The 16796-nt window shown below is 73.1% G+C and carries 15 protein-coding genes and 1 tRNA gene; 6 read left to right on the top strand and 10 right to left on the bottom strand.

Going from position 1 to position 16796, the window contains the following annotated elements; all coding sequences use genetic code 11:
* Positions 1 to 137: 137 nt before the first annotated feature.
* The 7 genes from ACPXCS_RS34800 to ACPXCS_RS34770 form a co-directional block, all read right to left on the bottom strand.
* Entirely contained in the window at positions 138 to 1076 is a 939-nt protein-coding gene (locus tag ACPXCS_RS34800) for an AurF N-oxygenase family protein (RefSeq protein WP_425951512.1), read from the bottom strand.
* Between the two features lie 367 nt (positions 1077 to 1443).
* The gene (locus tag ACPXCS_RS34795) at positions 1444 to 2922 is read right to left on the bottom strand and encodes a penicillin-binding transpeptidase domain-containing protein (RefSeq protein ID WP_425951511.1); all 1479 of its coding nucleotides are present in this window, start codon (positions 2920 to 2922) and stop codon (positions 1444 to 1446) included.
* Entirely contained in the window at positions 2919 to 4283 is a 1365-nt protein-coding gene (locus tag ACPXCS_RS34790) for an FtsW/RodA/SpoVE family cell cycle protein (RefSeq protein WP_425951510.1), read from the bottom strand. Before ACPXCS_RS34790 ends, ACPXCS_RS34795 begins: the two co-directional genes overlap by 4 nt.
* A 52-nt stretch (positions 4284 to 4335) precedes the next feature.
* Positions 4336 to 4755 carry an SH3 domain-containing protein gene (locus ACPXCS_RS34785; RefSeq protein ID WP_425951509.1) on the bottom strand — a complete coding sequence of 140 codons (420 nt, stop codon included), beginning with the start codon at positions 4753 to 4755 and terminating at the stop codon, positions 4336 to 4338.
* A gap of 168 nt (positions 4756 to 4923) precedes the next feature.
* Complete coding sequence (locus ACPXCS_RS34780; RefSeq protein WP_425951508.1) at positions 4924 to 6153, bottom strand: ATP-binding protein; 1230 nt, start codon at positions 6151 to 6153, stop codon at positions 4924 to 4926.
* The gene (locus ACPXCS_RS34775; protein ID WP_425951516.1) at positions 6150 to 6950 is read right to left on the bottom strand and encodes a hypothetical protein; all 801 of its coding nucleotides are present in this window, start codon (positions 6948 to 6950) and stop codon (positions 6150 to 6152) included. The genes ACPXCS_RS34780 and ACPXCS_RS34775 overlap by 4 nt, the downstream gene beginning before the upstream one ends.
* A 213-nt stretch (positions 6951 to 7163) precedes the next feature.
* Complete coding sequence (locus tag ACPXCS_RS34770; RefSeq protein ID WP_425951507.1) at positions 7164 to 7667, bottom strand: protein-tyrosine phosphatase family protein; 504 nt, start codon at positions 7665 to 7667, stop codon at positions 7164 to 7166.
* A gap of 185 nt (positions 7668 to 7852) precedes the next feature.
* Between ACPXCS_RS34770 and ACPXCS_RS34765 the strand changes: the two genes are divergently transcribed.
* Entirely contained in the window at positions 7853 to 8656 is an 804-nt protein-coding gene (locus ACPXCS_RS34765) for a nuclease-related domain-containing protein (RefSeq protein ID WP_425951506.1), read from the top strand.
* A gap of 532 nt (positions 8657 to 9188) precedes the next feature.
* On the opposite strand, the gene ligD is transcribed toward ACPXCS_RS34765, so the two are convergent.
* Positions 9189 to 10070: a non-homologous end-joining DNA ligase gene (ligD, locus tag ACPXCS_RS34760; protein WP_425951505.1), complete on the bottom strand. Its 882-nt coding sequence runs from the start codon at positions 10068 to 10070 to the stop codon at positions 9189 to 9191.
* A 54-nt stretch (positions 10071 to 10124) separates the two neighbouring features.
* On the opposite strand from ligD, the gene ACPXCS_RS34755 reads away from it, so the two are divergent.
* Positions 10125 to 11156 (top strand): Ku protein, encoded by a 1032-nt coding sequence (locus ACPXCS_RS34755; RefSeq protein ID WP_425951515.1) that lies wholly within the window; start codon positions 10125 to 10127, stop codon positions 11154 to 11156.
* Between the two features lie 48 nt (positions 11157 to 11204).
* Positions 11205 to 12089, top strand: a complete 885-nt coding sequence (locus ACPXCS_RS34750) for an MBL fold metallo-hydrolase (RefSeq protein ID WP_425951504.1) — start codon at positions 11205 to 11207, stop codon at positions 12087 to 12089.
* Between the two features lie 14 nt (positions 12090 to 12103).
* Here ACPXCS_RS34750 and ACPXCS_RS34745 read toward each other — a convergent pair whose 3' ends face one another.
* Both ACPXCS_RS34745 and ACPXCS_RS34740 read right to left on the bottom strand, forming a co-directional pair.
* Positions 12104 to 12577, bottom strand: a complete 474-nt coding sequence (locus ACPXCS_RS34745; RefSeq protein ID WP_425951503.1) for an Asp23/Gls24 family envelope stress response protein — start codon at positions 12575 to 12577, stop codon at positions 12104 to 12106.
* Between the two features lie 503 nt (positions 12578 to 13080).
* A tRNA-Arg gene (locus ACPXCS_RS34740) sits at positions 13081 to 13152 on the bottom strand.
* A gap of 163 nt (positions 13153 to 13315) precedes the next feature.
* Between ACPXCS_RS34740 and ACPXCS_RS34735 the strand changes: the two genes are divergently transcribed.
* The 3 genes from ACPXCS_RS34735 (at position 13316) to lysA (ending at position 16734) form a co-directional block, all read left to right on the top strand.
* A complete protein-coding gene (locus ACPXCS_RS34735; protein WP_425951502.1) occupies positions 13316 to 13903 on the top strand; it encodes a response regulator in 588 nt (195 codons plus the stop codon).
* Positions 13904 to 14047: 144 nt separating this feature from the next.
* Positions 14048 to 15328 carry an ArgS-related anticodon-binding protein NrtL gene (gene nrtL / locus ACPXCS_RS34730; RefSeq protein ID WP_425951501.1) on the top strand — a complete coding sequence of 427 codons (1281 nt, stop codon included), beginning with the start codon at positions 14048 to 14050 and terminating at the stop codon, positions 15326 to 15328.
* A 14-nt stretch (positions 15329 to 15342) separates the two neighbouring features.
* Positions 15343 to 16734 (top strand): diaminopimelate decarboxylase, encoded by a 1392-nt coding sequence (gene lysA, locus ACPXCS_RS34725; RefSeq protein WP_425951500.1) that lies wholly within the window; start codon positions 15343 to 15345, stop codon positions 16732 to 16734.
* Positions 16735 to 16796: the final 62 nt, after the last annotated feature.

Here is a 16796-nt window from a genome sequence, read left to right as displayed (position 1 = left end):
GCGATGGGGTTGCGTACCGACTCGCTGTTCGTCGACGCGCCAACCGCTGCGGGCGGACACCCCCCGACACGGCCCCTTCCGTGCGTCGGCGGCTGGTGCTCCGTGCGGGTCACCCTTCATGCCATGATGCGTCCCGGCTACGCCAGCAGGCCCGAGGACTTCCACAGGCGGCGGCCCACGCCGCGCAGGACGCCGATGTCGTCCAGGAAGTCCGTGAGCCGCTTGGAGCCGGTCTGCATGACCTCCCTGCGGTGGCCGCTGGCCTTGACCTGGGCGAGGGCCTCGCGCTTGTCGAGGCCCACGTTCGTGTAGACCTCCGGGTTCACGAACGCCACCGAGAAGACCCGGGCGAACTCGCCCGAGGTGATGCGGGTGAACTCCTGGGACCACTTGGGGGCCGTCACCATCTGGCGGCGGAGTTCCTCGCGGGCGTAGCGGACGTGGCGGGCCTCCTCCACCACGTGGATACGCGTGACGCCGCGGATCAGGGGCTGCACCCGCTCGTCCGGGAAGGTCAGGCGCTGCATCCAGTCGAGGACCTCCTCACCCAGCAGGGTCGCCGTGAAGGAACCCGGGGTGGTGGAGATGGTCTTGAACAGGCGGCCCAGCTGCTGGTGGACGCGGCTCACCGGGTACCAGGGCGTGTCGCCGTGGGAGATCAGCCGGGCGAACATCTTGGAGTGCCGGCACTCGTCCTCGATCTCGGTGAGGGCGTAGCGGACGTGCGCGCTCGTGGCCGCCTTGTCGTAGATGTGGCGGACCAGGAGCTGCATGAGGATGATCTCGAACCAGATGCCGAGGGAGGCCAGCGCGGCCGCCTCGTGCTGGGACAGGAGGATGCGCTGCTCCTCGCTCATCCGCTTCCACAGCGGGGTGTCGTAGAGCGACACGAGCTCCGGGGGCCAGAACCACTTGCCCTCCTCGAAGGGCGCGTCCCAGTCCAGCTCCTTGTCCGGGTCGAAGGAGTGCTTGGCGGAGGAGTCGAGCAGCCGCTGGGCCACCTGCTCCCGGTCCTTCAGCAGGCCCAGGGCGTCGCGCAGGCCGTCGAGCGCGTCGGCTTCCGTCAGAGTCGTCATCGCTGCCCACCTCGTTGTGCACACGTCACGGTACTCATTTATGAGACTGCCTGTCAGCAAGCCCGTCAATCCCCCGTGCGTCACTTGTTGACCCGGCGTCTACTCCGTGTGGCGTCGCGGTGCTGGAGAACTTCGGCATCCCGAAGGCCGAGGAGGAGATGCCTCGGCGATCTCCTCGTCCTGAGACATGAGCGGGTCCAGGTCGCTGTCCCCATCTCCAGCACGCCCATGTCGACGCGGGCCCGCTGCAGGCGTCGCCCCACAGGGCGATGTCCGGGAGAGGGAACGGGTGGCGGAGGTGCGGGACGCGATCGAGGCCGGGCGAGGGGCCGACGGCTGACCGGCCGGGCCTCCGCCGCGGGCGCGTTCAGGAACCGTCCGGGCCGTCGCGTGAGGTCAGTACCGCCTCCATCACCGCCCGGGCGATCGGCGCCGCGTCGCCGCCGCCGCTGATGTCCCGGCGCTCCTCCTCCGCGTCCTCCACGACGACCGCGACCGCCACGCTCGGCGTCAGCTCCCGGGCGCCCTGGGCCCAGGAGACGAACCAGGCGTACGGCATCCCCGAGTTGCGCAGGCCGTGCTGAGCGGTGCCGGTCTTGCCGCCGACCTTCGCCCCGCGGATCGCCGCCCGGCGGCCGGTGCCCTCCTCGACGACCTCCCGCATCAGGGCGCGCAGCCGCGCCGCCGTCGAGGGGTACATCGCCTGGCGCACCCCGCGGGAGCCGGCGGTGGACAGGACGCCGCCGCCCGGCCGGGTCGTGCGCTCCACCAGGTAGGGCTCGCGCAGCTGGCCGCCGTTGGCCACGGCAGCGGCCACCATCGCCATCTGCAGGGGCGTGGCACGGGTGTTGTACTGCCCGATCGACGACAGGGCCAGTTGCGCCCGGTCGAGCGTGGTGTCGAAGGTGGACCGGGCCACCGGGAAGGGGATGGCCAGTTCGCCGTTGTCGAAGCCGAAGGCGTGCGCCGTGGCCGTCATGTTCCGCCGGCCCACCTCCACGCCCAGCTTGGCGAACACCGTGTTGCAGGAGAGGGTGAACGCCTTGCGCACCGAGGCGTTCGCGCAGCCCCGGGCCGCGTTCTTCAGCCGGGTGCGGGTGCCGGGCAGCGTGTACGGGTCGGGGGAGTCGGTCGGCGCGTCGAGGTCCGTGACCACGCCGGCGTCCAGGGCGGCGGCCGCGGTGACGACCTTGAAGGTGGAACCCGGCGGATACGTCTGCCGCACCGCCCGGTTGAGCATCGGACGGTCCTCGTCCGCGGTGAGCCGCGCCCAGGCCCGGGCCGCGGCCGTCCCGTTCCCGGACAGCGGCTGGGGGTCGTAGGAGGGCATGGAGACCAGGGCGAGGATCCGGCCGGTCGCCGGTTCCACGGCCGCGACCGCGCCCTTGAGGCCCGCGAGACCCTTGAACGCCGCCCGTTGCGCCGCCGGGTCGAGGGTCGTCACGACGTGGCCGCCCGAACTGCGCGCCCGGGTGAACTCGTTCCACAGCGGGAACGGCGCGAGCATCGGGTCCGAGCCGGACAGCACCCCGTCCTCGGCGTCCTCCAGCAGGGTCGTGCCGTACAGCTGGGAGGCGAAGCCGGTGACCGGGGCGTACAACGGCCCGTCCGCGTAGGTGCGTTCGTAGCGCAGGTGCTCGCGGGTGTCCTTCGAGCCGGTGACGGGCCTGCCGCCGACCAGGATGTCGCCACGCGGCCGCTCGTAACGGGTGATGTCCGGACGCCGGTTGGCCGGGTTGCGGTCGTACTCGGGGGCCTGGACCAGTTGCACGCGGGCGGCGTTCACCAGCAGCGCCACCAGCAGCAGCGCGCAGAAGACACCGGCGTGCCGGATGTGCCGGGTCACGGTGTCTCCCGCCCGTCGTAACCGCGCCGGGCCGAGTCGCTCACCCGGACCAACAGCGCCACGATCGCCCAGTTGGTGACGACCGACGAGCCGCCCTGCGCCAGGAACGGCATCGCCATGCCGGTCAGCGGGATCAGCCCGGTCACCCCGCCCGCGATCACGAACACCTGCAGTGCCACGAGCGAGGCGAGTCCGACCGCGAGCAGCCGGCCGAAGGGCTCCCGCAGCGCGAGGCCCGCCCGGTAGCCGCGCTCCACCAGCAGGCCGTAGAGCAGGATGACGGCGGACAGCCCGGCCAGGCCCAGTTCCTCGCCGGCCGTGGCCAGGATGAAGTCCGACTTCACCGCGAAGCCGATCAGGACGGAGTGGCCGAGGCCCAGGCCGGTGCCGAGCAGGCCGCCCTCCGCGAAGGCGAACAGCGACTGGGCGAGCTGGTTCGCGCCCTCACCCGCCTCGATCGACGCGAACGGGTGCAGCCACGTCTCGATCCTGCCGTGCACGTGCGGTTCGAGGCGTCCGACCGCGACCGCGCCCAGCGCCGCCAGCAGCAACCCCACGGCGATCCAGCCGGTGCGGCCGGTGGCCACGTAGAGCAGCACCACGAACAGGCCGAAGAAGAGCAGCGAGGTGCCGAGGTCGCGCTCCAGGACCAGCACGCCCACGCTCACCAGCCAGACGGCGACGATCGGCCCGAGGACCCGGCCGGTGGGCAGCTGGAGCCGCCAGACGCGGCGCCCGGAGTAGGCCAGGGCGTTGCGGTTCGCGGCCAGGTACGCGGCGAAGAACACCGCCAGCAGCACCTTCGCGAACTCGCCCGGCTGGATGGAGAACCCGGCGATCCGGATCCAGATGCGGGCCCCGTTCACCGCGGGGAACAGGATCGGCAGGGTGAGCAGCACCAGCGCGGCGACGACGCAGACGTAGGTGTAGCGCTGCAGGACCCGGTGGTCGCGCAGGACCAGGACGACCAGGATGAACAGCGCCACGCCCAGCGTCGACCACACCAGCTGGGCCGGTGCCGCCCGGTCGCCCGGGGTCTCCAGGTCGAGCCGGTAGATGAGCACCAGGCCGAGGCCGTTGAGCAGCACGCCGATGGGCAGCAGGAGGGGGTCGGCGTACGGGGCCCGCAGGCGCACGGCCAGATGGGCCAGCAGGGCCAGCACACCGAGCCCGGCGCCGTAGCCGGCGGCACCGGGCGGAAGCGCCCCGTGCCGGGCGAGCCCCACGGCGCAGTAGCCGTACACGGACAGCAGTACGGCCAGGACGATGAGGGCGAGTTCGACGCCCCGGCGCCGGGGGAGGCGGCGGACGGCGGGCGTGGGCGGGTCCGCCGTCGCCACGGTGATTCCGGCCTTGCTCATGTCCGGAACCTACCCAAACAGTGCGTCTTGTGTGCCTTTGGGTGACGGAGTGTCAGCACCAGCGTGGCGCGGGACCGATGTTGTCGATGTAACGGGCCGCGCCCCAGGCCCAGGTGCCGTCCGTGAGGAGGTACCAGAGCGGGTTGCCCTTGACGCTCTCGCCGCCGGTCTTGCAGAAGATGCTGACGACGTCGCCCTTGTGGGCGTACCGGATGATCTGCGAGCCGCGGTTGGGGGCGCTGCGCAGCGCCAGCGTGTCGGCCGTGACGACGCCCTTGTAGAGGTGCTTGCCGTGGTGGCCGTGGTGGTCGCCGTTGCCGCCGGACGGGTCGTGGTGGTGGTTGCCACCGTTGCCGCCGATGCCGCCGGACGGGTCCCAGTCGTCGTGCGCCGCGGCGGCGGGCGTGACGGCGGCCGCGGCGGCGAGGCAGGCGGCGGCGGCGACTATGCAGAGGCGGGAACGCAGGGACATGGGGATTACCTCCATGTGGGGGCGAAAGTGCCGAAGCTGACTATCCGCCACATTAGGAGCGGCCGGCCCGGGGCGCCCCCCACAGTGGGCCATAGGGGGACGTGACCCGGACCGCCCGGACCGCCCGGACGGCCCGGACGGTCCGGACGGTCCGGATGGCCCGGACGCTCAGTCCACCGCCAGTTCGAGCGTCGCCACCGCCCCGCCGTCCGGCGCGTTCGCGAACTCCAGCCGCGCCCCCAGCACCTCCGCCTGCCCCAGCGCGATCGTCAGCCCGAGCCCGTGCCCCCGGGCGCCCCCCTCCGTACGGAAGCGCTGCGGCCCGTGCGCCACCAGGTACTCCGGGAAACCGTCCCCGTGGTCCCGGACGGTGACCACCGGGCCGTCCACGGTCAGCACCACCGGACCCCGCCCGTGCTTGTGCGCGTTGGCCACCAGGTTCCCCAGCACCCGCTCCAGCCGCCGCCGGTCCGTCTCCACGGCCACGTCCCGTACGACGACGACCTCGGTGCCGCTGCCCGCCGCGCGCACCACCCGCTCGGCCAGCGGCCCCAGCCGCTCGGTGTCCGATTCGAGCCGCTCGCGCCCGGTGTCCAGCCGCGAGATCTCCAGCAGGTCCTCGGTGAGGGTGCGCAGCGCCGCCACGCGGTCGCGCACCAGTTCCGTCGGCCGGCCCGGCGGCAGCAGCTCGGCCGCCGCGTGCAGCCCGGTCAGCGGCGTGCGCAACTCGTGCGCGACGTCCGCCGTGAACCGTTGCTCGGCGAGCAGCTTGCGCTGCAGCGACGCGGCCATGGAGTCCAGCGCGGCGGCGACCGCGGCGACCTCGTCCTGGGGGCGCGGGGAGGGGTCGTTCACGCGCGCGTCCAGGTCGCCCGCGCTGATCCGCCGGGCGACCGTCGCCGTGGTGTGCAGCCGCCGCGTCACCCGCGTCACCGCGAACGCGCCGACCAGCAGCGTCGCCCCGATCGCCAGCGCCGACGACCACAGGATCGCCCGGTCCAGACCGTCGATGGTGCGCGCCTGCTGCGAGTAGTCGACCGCCACCGCCAGGGCCCGGCCGCCGTCCACGGGCCCCGCCGCCCACATCGTCGGGCGCCCCTCCAGGTCGGCGACCATCGTGCCCCGGTCACCGCCGGCGGCGAGCTCCCGCAGGGACCCGGGCAGGCCCGGCGGGTCCACCCCGGCGCCCCGCCGCAGCGGGTCCCCCGCCTCGTACCGCTCGGTCGCCTGCGCCAGCCGCTGCAGCGCCTGCTCCCGGGCCTGGCCGACGGTCTGGCCCGTCACCTGCACGTGCACCAGGACACCGAGCAGGGCGGCGAGCGCACAGCACATCACCGTGATGAAGACCGCGGCCTTCACGGCGAGCGTCCCCGACCACCGGGGCAGCACGGCTCTCATCCGCCGCTCGCCGAGGGGGACACCGACGGGGAAGGGGCGGGGGAAGACGACCGGGAGGGGGAGGCGGAGGGCGGGTCGGACGGGTGCCACGCGTGCCCGCGCGGCCCGGTGCGCAGCATCTCGTCGTGGGTGAGGAGCATGGCCCGCTGGTCCCGGTCCCACGTCCACTGCAGGCGGTACTCGTAGCCCGCGACCTCGGACGGCGACCGGATGACCAGCGAACGCCCGGCCAGCTCGACACCGCTCAGCGCGTCCTCCCACGCCATCACCTGCCTGAGCCGGCGCCTGTCGACGGTGTAGACGCGCACGGCCGTGGTCTTGCCGGGCAGCAGCCGGAACCCCAGCGCCAGATCGTCGCGCCCGTCGCCGGTCAGGTCCCGGTAGTACGGTTCGAGAACCGGGCACTTCCCGTGCCCCGGGCCCGCACCGCAGTCGGCCATCCGGCGGACGGTGTCGCGGTGGGGCGCCCGGTCACCGGCGTAGTCGCCGGGGTTCGCGGCGATCTCGGCCCGGACGATCCCGACCGGATCCACCCGGCGGATGTCGCCGTCGGCGGGGACGTCGACGCCCTCGACCACCTCCGTGTTCACCTCGCCGATCTCGAAGGCCGGGCTGGACGCCGGGGTCAGCTCCGGCCAGAGCCGCACCGGACCGACCGCCGTCGGGGTCGCCCCCGCGCCTTCCAGCTCCCCGGCGTCCCCACACCCGACGGCGGCCGCCAGCAGCAGCGCGAGGACGACGGCCCGGCGGGAGAGGGGGCGGAGGCGGGCGGCCGGGCCCTCCTGCCCCTCGTGCAGGCCGTCTCCGTCCCCGTCGAGGCCGCATCCGCGCGTGCGCGGACCCTGCGGACCCTGCGGACCGCGCGGACCGGCGGGGCTTCCGGGGCGGCTGCGGGGCACTGGACTCCTACGGTTCACGGTTCCTCACGTGGCGCGGACACGACCGTCGGCCGCGTACACCTTATTCGCGGGGAAGTCCCATTTGCGCGCGAGGGGCATCCGTGTGCCGTGCTACTCGGTCAGCTCCTCCAGCAGCCGGGCCGTGGCCAGCCCGGACCGCAGGTACGCGACGAACAGGTCGTTGTGCAGGGCGAAGGGCGAGCGGCGGTCCCGGATCAGCCGGATCGCCGCCTCGGCGGAACTGCCTCTGCGCATCAGCACGTGCGCGACGACCAGGCCGGAGCGGTTGTACCCGTGGAAGCAGCGGACCAGGACCGAACGGCCCTCCTCCAGCGCCTCGCACGCGGCCTCGGCCAGCCGGATCACCCCGGCCAGCTGCGTGCCGTCCAGCGGCCCGTCGGGGATCGGCCACACCTGGTGCGGGACGCCCGGATCCGGCCCGTGCCCCGGAAGCCGCAGCAGCGTCTGCACCAGCTCGAACTCTTCCCGTACGACGGCGTACTCCGTATGGCCCAGCGGCCCCGTGTACTCGTGGCCCCCCATCCACAGTCCGGGGACGACCTCGTTCCACGGGCTCCGCGGAGCCGGCACGTCGGGTTTGCTGCGGGTACGCAACGGCGCCTCCACACCCTCACCGCCCGAGGGCCCGCGCGGTGCCGGCCAGGCACGGTGTCCCTCCGGCGGCCGTTCCGCCGGCAGGTCCAACTCCTCCCCACGGTATCCGGGTTCTCGCACCGGCAGCACCCCGCCTGTTGCACCGGCAGCACCCTGCCTGTTCCCATGGTCGGGGGTGATGCTGCATGGACGGACTGCGCGTCGTACCGACCTGGCGGCACGGCCGTGAGCGGCTGTACGTCTGTCTCCCGGACGGCAGGAACATCGCCTGGTACGACCGTGAGACGGCCCGGGTCAACCTGCTCGGCGCCGACCGCGAGGACGACGTCATGAGGGCCCTCGGCCCCTTCGTCACCGGCCCGGTGACGGTCGGGCCGCCCCCCGTGCCCACCCCCGCCGAACTGGCCCGCCTCACCCTCCACCCCGACGACGACCTGGCCCCCAACCGCCCCGGCGAGGCCCTGCTCGTCGCCCTCGACCGCGAGCCCGGCCCGACCCGCAGGCTGCGTCCCGACCCGCGCCGCCGGGCCCTGGAGGCCGAGCAGACGGTCGGGGAGGCCCTGGACCGGCTGGACGGCGCGGGCTGGCACGCCCTGCACTCGGTGCCGCTGCCCGGCGGCGACCGCATCCACCACCTGCTGATCGGCCCCGGCGGCCTGTTCGCCCTGCACGCGCTGCACGCCCGCAGGCACCGCGTGACCGTCGCCGACCCCATGGTCACCGTGGGCCGCCGCGACCCCCACCCCCTCCTGCGCGCCGTCCGCGCCGCCGCCGACCGGGCCTCCCACGCCCTGACGGCCGAGGTCCGCCCGGTCCTCGCCCTGGTGGACCCGGCGGCGGTGACCGTCCCGACCGCCCCGCGCGAGGTCCGCGTCCTGACCGCCGCGGAGCTGGACGCCCTGTCCCACCAGGGCGGCGTCCTGAAGCCGGCCGACGTGGAGGCGCTGCACGCGATGGCCCGGGACCGGAACACGTGGGGGAGGGTCTGAGGACCGCCTGGACAGGTCCCCGCGACGTTTCGGGGCCTTCCTGCCCCGGAAACGGGCGGACCAACGGCCGGGTGGCCCCGAGCCGGCGCCCACCGCAAGCCCTGACCGGCCGGCTGACCAGGGCGGCATCCCCGCACGGGCCGACCGGCAAGGGCCGCTCCCCGGACTGGCCCGCCCGGGCGGCATCCTCGTACGGGGCCGGCTGGGGCGGCATCCCCGTACCGGCCGACCGGCAAGGTTGCTCCCCGGACTGGCCGGCCCGGGCGGCATCCTCGTACGGGGCCGGCTGGGGCGGCATCCCCGCACGGGCCGGCCGACAAAGGCCGCTCCCGCACGGGCCGCTTAGAGCGGCATCTCCGCACCGGCCGACCACGGCGGCATCTCCGCACCGGCCGGCAACGGCGGCATCCGTGGCACCGGCCGGTCACGGCGGCTCCTTGGACGGGCCGCCCAGGGCGGCATCTCCGCACCGGCCGGCTACGGCGGCACCCGTGGCACTGGCCGACCACGGCAGCATCCCCGCACCGGCCGCCTACGGCAGCTCCCCGGCCCGCGCCCCGTCGAGCAGCGGCGCCAGCAGATCCCCGAAGTCCTGCACCCGCGGCGCGATGTCCCGCGCGTGGAAGTCCAGCCGGCCGGGCGCCCGGCACTCCTCGATCTCCTCCCAGGTCACCGGCGCCGAGACGGTCGGCTCCGGCCTGGCCCGCATGGTGTACGGGGTCGCCGTCGTCTTGCGGGCGGCGTTCTGGCTCCAGTCGACGAAGACCTTCCCGGGACGCAGGCTCCTGGTCATCCGGTGGAGCGCCAGACGCGGCATGGCCTTCTCGGCCTCCACGGCCAGCTCCTTGGCGTACTCGGACACCCGCTCGGAGGAGGCCCCGCGCACGGCGGCGAGCAGATGCAGCCCCTTCGAGCCGGAGGTCTTGCCGTAGGCCTCGATGCCGTCCCGGGCCAGCCGCTCCCGCAGCCACAGCGCGACCTCGCAGCACTGCACGATGCTCGCCGGCGCCCCGGGGTCGAGGTCGAAGACGATCCGGTCGGCCTCCTCCGGCGTGCCGACCAGCCATTGGTGGGTGTGGAACTCGGTGACGAGGTTGGCCGCCCACATCAGGCTCGGCAGATCCTGCACGAGCACCATCCGTGAAGGTCCCTCCACCCGCGGCACCTCGGCGGTCATGACCCACTCGGGCGTACCCGGCGGCACGTTCTTCGTGAAGAACACCTGCCCGTCCGGCCCGTCCGGATACCGCAGGAAGGACACCGCCCGGTCCCGCAGATGCGGCAGCAGGACCTCGGCGACGGTCGCGTAGTAGTGCAGCACCTCGCCCTTGGTGAAGCCACTGGCGGGATACAGCACCTTGTCCAGATTGCTGAGCGAGAGCCGTCGCCCCTCCACCACTGTGATAGGCGCCATACGATAAGAATCCCACGCAAACCATGACAAACACTGCCGAGCGTGACCGGAAGGGTGCTGCACGTGAGATCCATCTGGAACGGCGCCATCTCATTCGGCCTGGTCAGCATTCCGATCAAGCTGGTGAACGCCACCGAGAGCCACTCGATCTCCTTCCGCCAGATCCACACCGAGGACGGCGGCCGCATCCGCTACCGCAAGTTCTGCGAACTGGAGGACCGCGAGGTCACCCAGGGGGAGATCGGCAAGGGCTACGAGGACGCGGACGGCACGATCATCCCGATCACCGAGGAGGACCTGTCCAGCCTGCCGCTGCCGACGGCCAAGACGATCGAGATCGTCGCCTTCGTGCCGGCCGACCGGATCGACCCCCTCCAGATGGACGCCGCGTACTACCTCCAGGCGAGCGGCGCCCCGGCGGCCAAGCCGTACACCCTCCTGCGCGAGGCGCTCAAGCGCAGCAACAAGGTGGCGATCGCCAAGTTCGCCCTGCGCGGCCGGGAGCGGCTGGGCATGCTCCGGGTCGTCGGCGAGGCGATCGCGATGCACGGCCTGCTCTGGCCGGACGAGGTCCGCGCCCCCGAGGGCCTCGCCCCGGACACGAACGTCACCGTCCGCGACAAGGAACTGGATCTCGCCGACGCCCTGATGGACACCCTGGGCGAGGTCGACCTGGAGGACCTGCACGACGAGTACCGCGAGGCCGTCGAGGAGGTCATCGCCGCGAAGGCCGCCGGCGAGGCCCCGCCGCAGGCCCCCGAGCCCGCGGCCGGCGGCAAGGTCCTGGACCTGATGGCGGCCCTGGAGAGCAGCGTCCGGGCGGCCCGCGAGTCGCGCGGCGAGGAGGCCGGGGACCACGCCGAGGTGAAGTCCCTGCCGCGCAAGACGTCCCGCGCGGCCCCCAAGGAGACCGGCGGCAAGAAGTCGACCTCCACGGCGAAGAAGACGGCCGCGGCCAAGAAGACGACCGCCTCGTCGAAGAAGTCGACGGCCAAGTCGGCCCAGAGCACGAAGAAGACGGCGGCCAAGAGCGCCGCGAAGAAGACACCGGCGAAGAAGTCGACCCCCCGCAAACGCTCGGCCTGACAGACACCGGACGGGCACCCGGCCCTCCGGGGGAGACGGGACAGCCCCATGCCACGACCCACGGACCACCCCACCGACACCGAACGCGGGGGCGACACCGCCGACGACCCGATCGAGGTCCACTTCATCGGCAACGCGACGGTGCTGCTCTCCTACGGCCCGCTCACCCTGCTCACCGACCCGAACTTCCTGCACCGGGGGCAGTACGCCTACCTCGGGTACGGCCTGCTGAGCCGCCGCCTCACGGAACCGGCCCTCGACGTGCACGAACTGCCCCGCCTCGACGGGATCGTGCTGTCGCACCTGCACGGCGACCACTGGGACCGCCGCGCCCGCCGCCACCTGGACCACACGGTCCCGATCCTGACCACCCCGCACGCGGCCCGCCGGCTCAAGGTCGTGCACGGCTTCCACCGCACGGCGGGCCTGCGCACCTGGACGTCGCTCACCCTCACGCGCGGCGGTGCCCAGGTCACCGTCACCGCCCTGCCCGGTCGCCACGCCGGCCACCCGGCGCTGCGCAGGCTGCTGCCCCCGGTCATGGGAAGCATGCTGGAGTTCGGCCCCACCGACGGCCCGCCGCGCCTGCGTCTCTACCTCTCCGGCGACACCCTCCTCTACGACGGCCTCGACGAGATCACTCGCCGCTTCCCCGCCGCCGACCTGGCCGTCCTCCACCTGGGCGGCACCACACTCCCCGGCGGCTTCGTCGTCACCATGGACGGCGCCCAGGGCGCGGGACTCGCCCGCCGCCTGCGCCCCCGCCTGATCCTGCCGGTGCACTACGGCGACTACACGGTGATGCGCTCACCCCTGTCGGCGTTCCTGGCCGAGGCCGAGCGACTGGGCCTCGGCGACCGCGTCGTCCACTGCGCCCCCGGCCGCCGCGCCCGGATCCCGACCGCCCCCGGGGCGCTGCCGACGGTGTCCTGACGCGACAGCCTCACTCAGGCCACGCGCCGCCCCTCCTGCGCGGACTCCTCACCTTCGTCGTCCGGCTCGTCCGGCAGATGGACGTCGTTCACGGCGATGTTGACCTCGACGACCTCCAGACCGGTCATCCGCTCCACGGCGTTGATGACGTTGCTGCGGATGTCGGCGGCGGTGTCCGTGATGGCGGCGCCGTACTCCACGACCACGTTCAGATCCACGGCCGCCTGCCGCTCACCGACCTCCACCTTCACGCCCCGCGTGACGCCACTGCCGGTGCCGCCCGGCACCCGCTGACGCACGGCGCCGATGGCCCGGGTCACCCCACCACCCAGGTGGTGCACCTCCGGTACCTCCCGGGCGGCCATCCCGGCGATCTTGGCGACGACCGGATCGGCGATCGTCGTGCTCCCCCGCGTCTCAGGAGCACCCTTCTGCCCCTGCGATGCCGTGGCCCCGTCCTGCTGCCTGCGCTGAGTGGTCTCCGTCATGACCGTCACCTCGATGGTGGGTGAGGGGATGAGCAGCGTCGTTACTCTCCACGGTAGAACAAGGAGACGGATGGGGCGAAAGTGCCCATATCGACGTCACAGGGCTCTGCCCCAGCGCCCGACCGAAAGCGCCCCGGAAAGGCCCTCGGCAGCGAGCCGATCTGGCTCGGCCAGTAAGGGATCGGGGCGGACCGCGCAGAGACGCGAGGGCAAGGGCCTCCTCGACCGGAGACGCGGAAGCCGCCAGACGGGCACAGAAGTTCCGTCGGCACCAAGAACAACAGAGCCCCCAGGCCGGCGAGTTCAACAAAGCCGACGCGGCGGAACGGAGTACGACCTGCCGGAGCAACGCCGCGCCGCATGGCGGGCAAACTCGACACCCCCGGGCGCGGCAACCAGCCCCGCATCCTGCGAAAGGCCTCGACGGCACACCCGCACACACGCCAAGACCCCGCACTCAGCGCTTCCGCTGACGACGGGGTCTCCAGGCACCTCAATCAAGGTGCCCCCGGCAGGATTCGAACCTGCGCACACGGCTCCGGAGGCCGTTGCTCTATCCCCTGAGCTACGGGGGCGTGTCGTTCGCGTTGCTCGCGGCGACGGGTAGAACACTACCAGCTCCCTCGGGGTGGTCATGAACGGGTTTCCGCTGCCGGGGGCGGGGGTGCGGGTCGCTCGTGCGGGGTGGAAGTGGGGAAAACCCGGACGCGGTGGCCGGGGGCGACCTACTCTCGAGTTGTGCCAGGCGCGTGGGGCCGGGTGCTTGTTGTGGACGACAACAAGGTCATCCGGCAGCTGATCAGGGTCAACCTCGAGCTGGAGGGGCTGGAGGTGGTGACCGCGGCCGATGGTGCCGAGTGTCTTGAAGTCGTTCATCAGGTGCGGCCCGATGCGGTGACCCTCGACGTCGCCATGCCGCGGCTCGACGGGCTCAGGACCGCCTCCCGGCTGCGGGCCGATCCGCGGACCCGGGACCTGCCCCTCGCCATCGTCAGTGCCTGCACCCAGTACGAGGTCGAGGCCGGGCTCGACGTCGGCGTCGACGCCTTCCTCTCCAAGCCCTTCGAGCCGTCCGAACTCGTCGCCATGGTCAGGCAGTTGGTCGAGCGGGCGCGGAGTCAAGGGGAAGGGGAGGGGCGCGGGCGTTCCGCCGACCGCCGTGACGGCATCGACCCCAGTGACATCGACCCCAGTGACATCGACCCCAGTGACATCGGCCCCAGCGGCCTCGGTCACAACGCCGTCCCTGCCGTCCGTGCCCCTCTCAGTCATGACGGCTCTCCGGCCTCCTCGGCCTCCGCAGTCGATCAGCCGGCCGTACCGTAGAGACAGCCGCATCCAGGCATAGTCGTAGCCTCAGCCCCGGCTTCTCCCCACGCCCCCCGGAGTCACACCCTCCGCGTCCACATCCCGGACCGTCCGCCAAACCAGCTCGCGTACCCACCCCCCTCCTCCCATACGCTTGTCCCCGTGACCCCCGTCGAGCTCTCCCGCGCCGTGCTGCACGCAGTGCGTCGCGCTGTCGACGACGGGGAACTCGACGTGACCGTGCCGGAGCGGGCCGTGGTCGCGCCGCCGGGGCCCGGTGGGTGCGGGGACTACGCCACCAGCATCGCCCTCCAGCTGGCCCGTGCGGCGGGGCAGCCGCCGCGGCGCGTCGCCGAGATCCTGCGGGCGCGGCTGCTCGACGAGCAGCGTGTCACCGACGTCGTCGTCACCGGGCCCGGCTTCCTCAATCTCAGCCTGGAGAGCACCGCCTCCGCCGACCTCGTGCAGGAGATCCTGAGCCGCGGGCCGCGGTACGGGCACGCCGTGGGGTTCAGCGGGACGCTCGTCCGGCTCCGGTGCCCGGCCGAGGTCCGTGCCGTCGTCGTCGCGGACGCCGTCGCCCGCGTGCGGCGCAGCCAGGGTGATCTCGTCCACGTTCAGTGCGACGGTCCGTCCGCGCCGGGGTGGACCTCCGTCCTCGGCGTCGACGTCGACTTCGAAGACACCGTCCATTCCGAGGGTGCCGTCGACCCCGACAGCATCGTCGACCCCGACGGCGCCATGGACTCCCACCACACCATCGACTCCCACCACACCATCGACTCCCACCACACCGTCGACCCCCACCGCCCCGACGACCCCCGAGCGCCCCGCGCCCTCGTCGAGGTCGTCGTGGACGTCCGCCCCGTGCCCGCACCCGCCGATCCTCTGCCCCTCGGCCGGGACGCCGCCCGGTGGGCCCTGCTGTACCCGGCCGCACACGACCGGCCCCGGATCAGCCCCGACCATCTCGCCCAGCGGGAGACCAACCCCCTCTTCCGCGTCCGGTACGCCCACGCCCGCACCCGCACCCTGCTGCGCAACGCCGCCGACCTCGGCTTCCACCCCGAGCCCGGCCCCGTCCGCGAAACGCCCGTCCCCGCGCATGACAGGGACGCCACCCCCCCGCGCGAGACCTCCGGACCCGTCCGCGACACACCCGCCCCCGCGCACGACACGGACCCCACCCCCCTCCTCGCCCTGCTCGGCGACCACCCCCGCGTCCTCGCCGTCGCCGCTTCACAGGACACCCCCGACCGCCTGGCCCGGCACCTCGTCGCCGTCGCCGACGCCACGCTGCTCCTGCTCCCCGCCGTGCTCCCGCTCGGTGAGGAGAAACCCTCGGCCGCCCACCGTGCCCGGCTCGCGCTCGCCGAAGCCGCCGGGACGGTGCTGGCCGGCGGCCTGTCCCTGCTCGGCATCGACGCACCCCACCATCTCTGAGAGAGCACGACGCAATGAGCCGTTCCGCACACCCCGCCGGGCCCCGTCACGCCGACGTCCTCCCCGAGGGCCACTACTCCGCGCCGCCCGCCGACCTCAACGCGCTCGACCCCAAGGTGTGGGCCGAGACCGTCACGCGTGACGAGGACGGTGTCGTGACCGTCGGCGGGATCCCCGTGACGCGGCTCGCCGAGGAGATCGGGACCCCGGCGTACGTCCTCGACGAGGCGGACTTCCGGGCCCGGGCCCGCGCGTGGCGCACCGCCTTCGGGACCGACGCCGACGTGTTCTACGCCGGCAAGGCGTTCCTGTCCCGGGCCGTGGTGCGCTGGCTGCACGAGGAGGGGCTGAACGTCGACGTCTGCTCCGGCGGCGAGCTGGCCACCGCGCTGTCCGCCGGCATGCCCGCCGAGCGCATCGCCTTCCACGGCAACAACAAGTCGGTCGGCGAGATCACCCGGGCCGTCGAGGCCGGGGTGGGCCACATCGTGCTCGACTCCTTCCAGGAGATCGTGCGCGTCGCGCACATCGCGCAGGGCCTCGGCAAGCGGCAGAAGGTGCTCATCCGCATCACCGTGGGCGTCGAGGCGCACACCCACGAGTTCATCGCCACGGCCCACGAGGACCAGAAGTTCGGCATCCCGCTGGCGGGCGGGCAGGCCGCCGAGGCGGTGCGGCGGGCGCTGCAGCTCGACGGTCTGGAGCTCGTCGGCATCCACAGCCACATCGGCTCGCAGATCTTCGACATGTCCGGGTTCGAGGTCGCCGCCCACCGGGTGGTCGGGCTGCTCAAGGACATCCGCGACGAGCACGGCGTCGAACTGCCCGAGATCGACCTCGGTGGCGGGCTCGGCATCGCGTACACCAGCGACGACGACCCGCGCGAGCCGCACGAGATCGCCAAGGCGCTCACCGAGATCGTCACCCGGGAGTGCGAGGCGGCGAAGCTGCGCACCCCGCGCATCTCCGTCGAGCCGGGGCGGGCCATCGTCGGGCCGACCGCCTTCACGCTCTACGAGGTCGGCACGATCAAGCCGCTCGACGGGCTGCGCACGTACGTCTCCGTCGACGGCGGCATGTCGGACAACATCCGCACCGCGTTGTACGACGCCGAGTACAGCGTCGCGCTGGTCTCCCGCACCTCCGACGCCGAGCCGATGCTGGCCCGGGTCGTCGGCAAGCACTGCGAGAGCGGGGACATCGTGGTCAAGGACGCGTTCCTGCCGGCCGACCTGGCGCCGGGTGACCTGGTCGCCGTGCCCGCCACGGGCGCCTACTGCCGCTCCATGGCCAGCAACTACAACCACGTGCTGCGGCCGCCGGTGGTGGCCGTGCGCGACGGCGAGGCCCGGGTGATCGTCCGCCGCGAGACGGAGGAGGACCTGCTGCGCCTGGACGTCGGCTGATCCCCGCGGCGGCCCACGACGACGGGGTGGAAGATCTCCTGTCATCCACCCCGTACAAATGA

This window comes from Streptomyces sp. DT190 (assembly GCF_049846985.1).
Lineage (GTDB): Bacteria > Actinomycetota > Actinomycetes > Streptomycetales > Streptomycetaceae > Streptomyces.
The sequence above is the reverse complement of the archived record's forward strand: the minus strand, read 5'-3'. Positions and strand labels throughout refer to the sequence as shown.

What these genes read in the sequence shown, in the direction of transcription:
- ACPXCS_RS34800 (WP_425951512.1), bottom strand. Translation starts at nt 1,076, where the DNA reads ATGACGACTCTGACGGAAGCCGACGCGCTCGACGGCCTGCGCGACGCC.
- ACPXCS_RS34790 (WP_425951510.1), bottom strand. Translation starts at nt 4,283, where the DNA reads ATGAGCAAGGCCGGAATCACCGTGGCGACGGCGGACCCGCCCACGCCC.
- ACPXCS_RS34785 (WP_425951509.1), bottom strand. Translation starts at nt 4,755, where the DNA reads ATGTCCCTGCGTTCCCGCCTCTGCATAGTCGCCGCCGCCGCCTGCCTC.
- ACPXCS_RS34780 (WP_425951508.1), bottom strand. Translation starts at nt 6,153, where the DNA reads ATGAGAGCCGTGCTGCCCCGGTGGTCGGGGACGCTCGCCGTGAAGGCC.
- ACPXCS_RS34765 (WP_425951506.1), top strand. Translation starts at nt 7,853, where the DNA reads ATGGACGGACTGCGCGTCGTACCGACCTGGCGGCACGGCCGTGAGCGG.
- ligD (WP_425951505.1), bottom strand. Translation starts at nt 10,070, where the DNA reads ATGGCGCCTATCACAGTGGTGGAGGGGCGACGGCTCTCGCTCAGCAAT.
- ACPXCS_RS34750 (WP_425951504.1), top strand. Translation starts at nt 11,205, where the DNA reads ATGCCACGACCCACGGACCACCCCACCGACACCGAACGCGGGGGCGAC.
- ACPXCS_RS34745 (WP_425951503.1), bottom strand. Translation starts at nt 12,577, where the DNA reads ATGACGGAGACCACTCAGCGCAGGCAGCAGGACGGGGCCACGGCATCG.
- lysA (WP_425951500.1), top strand. Translation starts at nt 15,343, where the DNA reads ATGAGCCGTTCCGCACACCCCGCCGGGCCCCGTCACGCCGACGTCCTC.